The 5,643-nt window shown below is 47.9% G+C and carries 6 protein-coding genes; 2 read left to right on the top strand and 4 right to left on the bottom strand.

What is annotated here, in order from left to right; genetic code table 11:
- Positions 1–85: 85 nt before the first annotated feature.
- Together RSA72_RS13595 and RSA72_RS13590 are read right to left on the bottom strand one after the other, a co-directional pair.
- The gene (locus RSA72_RS13595; RefSeq protein WP_332624611.1) at positions 86–520 is read right to left on the bottom strand and encodes a PaaI family thioesterase; all 435 of its coding nucleotides are present in this window, start codon (positions 518–520) and stop codon (positions 86–88) included.
- 95 nt (positions 521–615) lie between these two features.
- Complete coding sequence (locus tag RSA72_RS13590; protein ID WP_332624610.1) at positions 616–864, bottom strand: hypothetical protein; 249 nt, start codon at positions 862–864, stop codon at positions 616–618.
- Positions 865–1,118: 254 nt separating this feature from the next.
- Between RSA72_RS13590 and RSA72_RS13585 the strand changes: the two genes are divergently transcribed.
- Complete coding sequence (locus RSA72_RS13585) at positions 1,119–1,970, top strand: DMT family transporter (protein ID WP_332624609.1); 852 nt, start codon at positions 1,119–1,121, stop codon at positions 1,968–1,970.
- Between the two features lie 80 nt (positions 1,971–2,050).
- Positions 2,051–2,665 (top strand): LysE family translocator, encoded by a 615-nt coding sequence (locus RSA72_RS13580; protein ID WP_332624608.1) that lies wholly within the window; start codon positions 2,051–2,053, stop codon positions 2,663–2,665.
- 72 nt (positions 2,666–2,737) lie between these two features.
- On the opposite strand, the gene RSA72_RS13575 is transcribed toward RSA72_RS13580, so the two are convergent.
- Together RSA72_RS13575 and map are read right to left on the bottom strand one after the other, a co-directional pair.
- Positions 2,738–3,964 (bottom strand): pyridoxal phosphate-dependent aminotransferase, encoded by a 1,227-nt coding sequence (locus RSA72_RS13575; protein WP_332633347.1) that lies wholly within the window; start codon positions 3,962–3,964, stop codon positions 2,738–2,740.
- Positions 3,965–4,591: 627 nt separating this feature from the next.
- Entirely contained in the window at positions 4,592–5,419 is an 828-nt protein-coding gene (gene map, locus RSA72_RS13570; RefSeq protein WP_332624711.1) for a type I methionyl aminopeptidase, read from the bottom strand.
- Positions 5,420–5,643: the final 224 nt, after the last annotated feature.

Raw genomic sequence — 5,643 nt, 5'->3', positions numbered from 1 at the left:
CATCGAGTTATCTTCATAAAAGTAGACTATCACAGTTCTAATCTACTACAGCCCCAAGAATTTTTATGCGCTTTGGCTTTGCCGGCTATGGGCGGATAATCATGCAGGTTGCGGTCGCATGGGCATACAGCTTGCCGTTTTCATCAATAATTTTGCCTTCTGAAATGCCCAGATTTTTACTGATATTGATGACCGTTCCGACCGCCAGCAACTCTTTATCTTTGGGAATGGGGCGGCACATTTTAATGTTCAAGTCGATGGTGCCGTAGCCGACGCCGGCTTCAAGCAAAGTATGCACTGCGCATCCGGTGACGGAATCCAGCACCGTGGCGGCAAAGCCGCCATGCACGCCGCCCAGCGGATTTAAATGGCGCTGATCCGCCCGGACTTTAAAGCGGATGCTCCCTTCAGAAACTTCAAAAGGGCGCATGGGAATGGTTTCACTGATGCTTGCGGGCGGAATTTTCCCGGCGCACATGGCCTGCAGCAGCTGCAGGCCGGTCATTTCTTTTGGATTCATTCTTCTTCCTTAAAGCTAAGCCAGTTCAAAAATAGAACTTGATTGCAGATTAACCAAAAGAAGCTTCAGGCGCAATTGCCGGCGCGCTGATTTTTTTAAAGGGTATTGGTCATATAGGCTTTGTCAAAGCTGTCAAACTGATTCAGGATTTTTATTGAAATGGCTTCTCCGGTAGCCCATGTGGTGACAGCGGTATGCGGATTGACATCAATAATGTCTAAATTCAGGCACAGGGTTCGGGGGCTTTCAATGACAATGAACTGCGGGGAGCGGGGCTTAAGGCATTTGGCGATATAGCGTCTTAAATTTTCTTTCTGATAAACATCAATAATTTTATAACGCATAAGGCGGCCCAAAATCTCTATAAGTTTTTGTCTGGAATATTCTAAAGTTTAAAGATGAATCATTGCAAAGAGATTATTGTTTCAAAATTCTTAAGCAAATGCTTATCCATGCTTAATAGAAAAAATAAATCTGACTGATATACGGGATTTTCAATGATCAGCTTGCCTGATTTCTGCAATCGGGAAATCTTTATAGATTTAATTCGGGATATTCGATATATCTAAAGCATGCTGTTGAATAAGGATGCTCAACCATGCTGCTGAAAATCATGATCGCCATGCTGGCTTTTGCGGCCAATTCGGTCTTGTGCCGTTTGGCGCTGGCCGGCCAGCAGATTGATGCCATGAGTTTTAGCTTACTTCGCGTGTGCAGCGGCGCGGCGGTGCTGTTCCTTCTTTATATGCTCTCTGCCAGTAAAGCTGAAATAGAGTGGAGTGTGAAAAACGGATTTTTTCTTGCACTGTACATCGTTGCTTTTTCCCTTGCGTATTTGCATATTGACGCCGGTGTAGGCGCATTGCTCCTCTTTGGCACGGTTCAGTTAAGCATGGTCGGCTATGGGCTGCGCCATGGTGAAAAAATTAATCTGCGCCGCGGTGCTGGGCTTGTGATTGCAATTCTAGGCATTTTAATTCTGCTGCTGCCTGGCGCTTCAGCGCCAAATTTAGTGTACGCCGCAATGATGGTGCTTTCCGGAATCGGCTGGGCGATGTACAGCATTGCAGGGAAAAATATGCATAATCCGCTGGCAAGCACATTGGCCAATTTTGTAATGGCGGTTCCTTTTGTGCTGCTGGTTTATCTGGTTTTTTATTCACAGAGTTTTATCAAGCCGCAAGGCGTACTGTTGGCGCTGCTGTCGGGCGGCTTGGCCTCCAGCGGCGCCTATGTGCTGTGGTACGCCATAGTGAAGCGCATTGACCGCGTTACGGCCAGCAGTGTGCAGCTGTCTGTGCCCTGTTTGGCTATTTTGGGCGGCGCGCTGTTTATTGGCGAGGCTTTAAGCTGGCGGATCATTATTTCCGCAGCCATTGTTTTGGCCGGAATTGCTGCGGTGATTGGGGCAAAACCTTCACAGCAAGCGCCAGCTGCAGCTGGCGAGTGATGCGGTTTAGCCGCGCAGTTTTTCTGTTCTGAGCTTATGCTTTATGATTAAGCGCAATTTAAGACGGGTGGGAAGACATCATGGAAACGCTGCTGCTGTCATACTTTGCAGCCATTATTTTGCTGACTGTTACTCCAGGCGTCGATACTGCGCTGATTATACGCACCGCCTCTGTGGAGGGGCACAGGCAGGCGCTCTGGGCGGCTGCGGGGATTCATTTAGGCTGTTTGGCATGGGGCGCCGCCGTGGCTTTTGGCTTGGGCGCAATTTTAGCTGCATCGCAAACGGCATTTACCGTGCTGAAATGGTGCGGCGCTTTGTATCTGGCTTGGCTCGGCCTGCAGCTGCTGTTCAGCGCCAAAGCTCAGGATTTCACAGCGCTGCCTGCAGCGCATGCTGCTCAGCCGAACTGGTTTATCCGCGGTTTCAGCGGCAATCTGCTGAATCCGAAAGTCGGCATTTTCTATCTTTCATTTCTGCCGCAGTTTATTCCTTCGGCGCAGCATGCGGCTGTATGGACGCTGGCCTTGGTTGCCATGCATATTGTTTTAGGAATGGCATGGTGCGCAATGCTGATTGCAGGCATTGGCAAACTTCGGCCTTATCTGCTGAATCAAACTTTTGTGAAATGGATGAACCGCATCACCGGCGGATTATTCATTGCTTTTGCCCTAAAGCTGGCGCAGGCCCGCTAGCTGCAAATGTGCAGCATATAAAAAAACCCGCGGATTTCCGCGGGTTCTTCAAATCTGGCTGATTAAAGCAGATTATTTTTCAGCAGCAATTGAAGCAATCGCAGCGTCTACGCCTTCAATTGAATCGGCAGCTTTCTTGATGCGCGCAAGCGCATCTACAAGCACTTCGTCCGCAGTTGCGTAAGAAATGCGCATGAAACCGCCTAGGCCGAATGCATCACCAGGAACTACGGCAACGCCGGTTTCTTCCAATAGCCATTCAGAGAACTCTGTGCAGGATTTTAAGCCTTTGGCGCGAATTAACGGTTTGATATTGGCATAGGCATAGAATGCGCCGTCAGCAGGCAGGCAAGAAATGCCTTTAATTTCATTTAAGCCTTTGATCACCAGGTCGTGGCGGCGTTTGAATGCTTCAATCATTGGCTCAAGCACGTCTTGAGGGCCATTCAATGCAGCTTCTGCAGCAACCTGTGAAATTGAAGTTGGGTTTGAAGTTGACTGAGACTGGATTTTTTTCATTGCGCCAATCAGCTTAGCAGGGCCGGCCGCATAGCCGATGCGCCAGCCAGTCATTGCATAGGCTTTAGACACACCGTTTAACACGATTGTACGGTCATAAAGGTCAGGCGCAACAGTTGCGATGTTGTAGAATTCATCATCCCAGCGGATCGGTTCGTACATATCGTCAGAAGCGATATAAACTTCCGGGTATTTGCGCAGCACTTCAGCCAAAGCTTCCAATTCAGCTTTAGTGTAGATCATGCCCGTTGGGTTGGATGGGCTGTTCAGCACCACTAGGCGGGTTTTGTCAGTAATCGCCGCTTCTAATTGCGCAGGAGTGATTTTGAAACGCTGCTCTTCACCGCATTTCACAATCACAGGAACGCCTTCAGCGATAATCACCATGTCCGGGTAGCTGACCCAGAATGGCGCAGGGATGATCACTTCATCGCCTTTGTTCAGCAAAGCCAGCGCCAAGTTGAAGAATGACTGCTTGCCGCCGCAAGAAACCAGAATTTGGTTGGCCGCATAGTCAAGATTATTGTCGCGTTTGAATTTTGCAATAATCGCTTTTTTAAGGCCTGGAGTACCGTCAACAGCTGTGTATTTAGTAAAGCCGTTATTAATCGCTGCAATTGCTGCGTCTTTGATGTGTTGTGGTGTGTCGAAATCAGGTTCGCCAGCGCCCAAACCAATAACGTTTTTACCCGCAGCTTTCAATTCAGCTGCTTTGTTCGTTACCGCAAGAGTTGGGGACGGTTTGATGGCATTTACACGATCAGAGAGACGTACGTCCACGGCAGTATTCCTTCTTATAGGGATTAAAAATTAAAAAAGCACATTATCTTAGCGTAAAACGGCGCGCAATGGGGAGTGTGAATTGCGCCAATATGAAAAAAGTCTGCAAATATGTTCCAAATGAGTGCGCGGGCGCGGAATGCCTTTGCTTAAGCTTTCCAGCCGGCGGGCGCAATAAAAGCTTTAATTTTTTGCTGTTCACGGCGCAGTCCTGCCATTTTAAATTGAATATTCAGATGATGCGGATCGGTTGAGGAACGCCATAAGCTCCTTAACTTTTTGGGGCTATTCTCGGCGGCGTCTTGCCGGTTTTAAATGCAATGCTTGGAGCGATTGCTGTCCCATAGTTAAGCAGGGCAAGCTTCGGATACGTGCGTGCGGGCCTTGCCTGCGCAAAGGCATGTAAGCTTTTAAAGGAAAATGAGGCAGTGCAGGCGCTGAAGCTTAAGAGAGCAAAAAATCATCTTATTTTTATCAAGAATTCAACCCATCTAATTGTTTTTTATGTGCTAATTGTATCGGTAGTATTCTGTTGCTTAGGCGGATTCCTAAGCTTTAAAACGGAAATGCCAGCCAATTGCTGAACTGGCTGGCATCCGCATGCTGTTTTTTAGCTTTTACTGCAGCTTATTTCTGAAAGCGCGACAAGTCTTCTTCAGGGCGCGCCGTCAGCACTTCTACGCCATTTTTTGTCACTAAAAGCGTGTGCTCATATTGCGCAGACAGGCTATGGTCTTTGGTCACCACCGTCCATTTGTCGCCTAAAAGCTTGGTTTTCCAGTCGCCGCCATTGACCATTGGCTCAATAGTGAAGGTCATGCCTTCTTCCAGAATCATGCCGGTATCCGGCTGGCCGTAGTGCAGCACTTGCGGTTCGTCATGGAACACTGTGCCAATGCCGTGGCCGCAGTATTCGCGCACTACGCCAAAGCGTTCAGATTCAACGTATTTTTGAATCGCATGGCCAATATCGCCAATGGTTGCGCCGGGCTTAACCGCTTCCATGCCGCGGTACATGGCTTCTTGAGCCACCTTGCATAAGCGGTTGGCTAAAATAGAGGTTTCACCGCCCACGATGTACATCATGTTGGTGTCGCCGTGATAGCCGTCTTTAATCACGGTGACATCAATATTCAAAATATCGCCTTTTTTCAGTACTTTTGCGTCTGAAGGAATGCCGTGGCAGACCACATGGTTGACCGAAGTGCAGATGACGTGCTGGAACGCCGGGCGGCCGGGCGCGGCGCCGTAACCTAAACACGCTGGAATGGCATCCTGCTTATTGACAATATAGTCATGACAAATCGCATCAAGTTCAAGGGTCGTCACGCCCGGCTTGATATGCGGCTTGATCATATCCAAAACTTCAGCCGCCAGCCGCCCAGCCACACGCATTTTTTCAATTTCGTCTGGGGTTTTGATTAAACGGCGGGGAGCTTGGTAAGTTGTGTTCATGATCTTTAAAAACTTTTGGAAATTTATATGTGACTATGGTATAAATAGCCGCCTATTTTATCAAATGCTTTTCGTGTTAATTTTTTAATTAGAATTTTTGCGAAAAATTGAGAAATAGTTATAAAAAATCCGCACATATATCGTCACATTACTCTGGGTGCCTAGCAATGGGTGGAGAATGCGGATATATGGAGGCCTAACCCAAACTTTAAGGTAAAGAAAAT

Origin of the sequence: Acinetobacter sp. (assembly GCF_036659555.1) — a bacterium.
Lineage (GTDB): Bacteria > Pseudomonadota > Gammaproteobacteria > Pseudomonadales > Moraxellaceae > Acinetobacter.
This window is presented reverse-complemented; position numbering and strand designations above follow the sequence as displayed.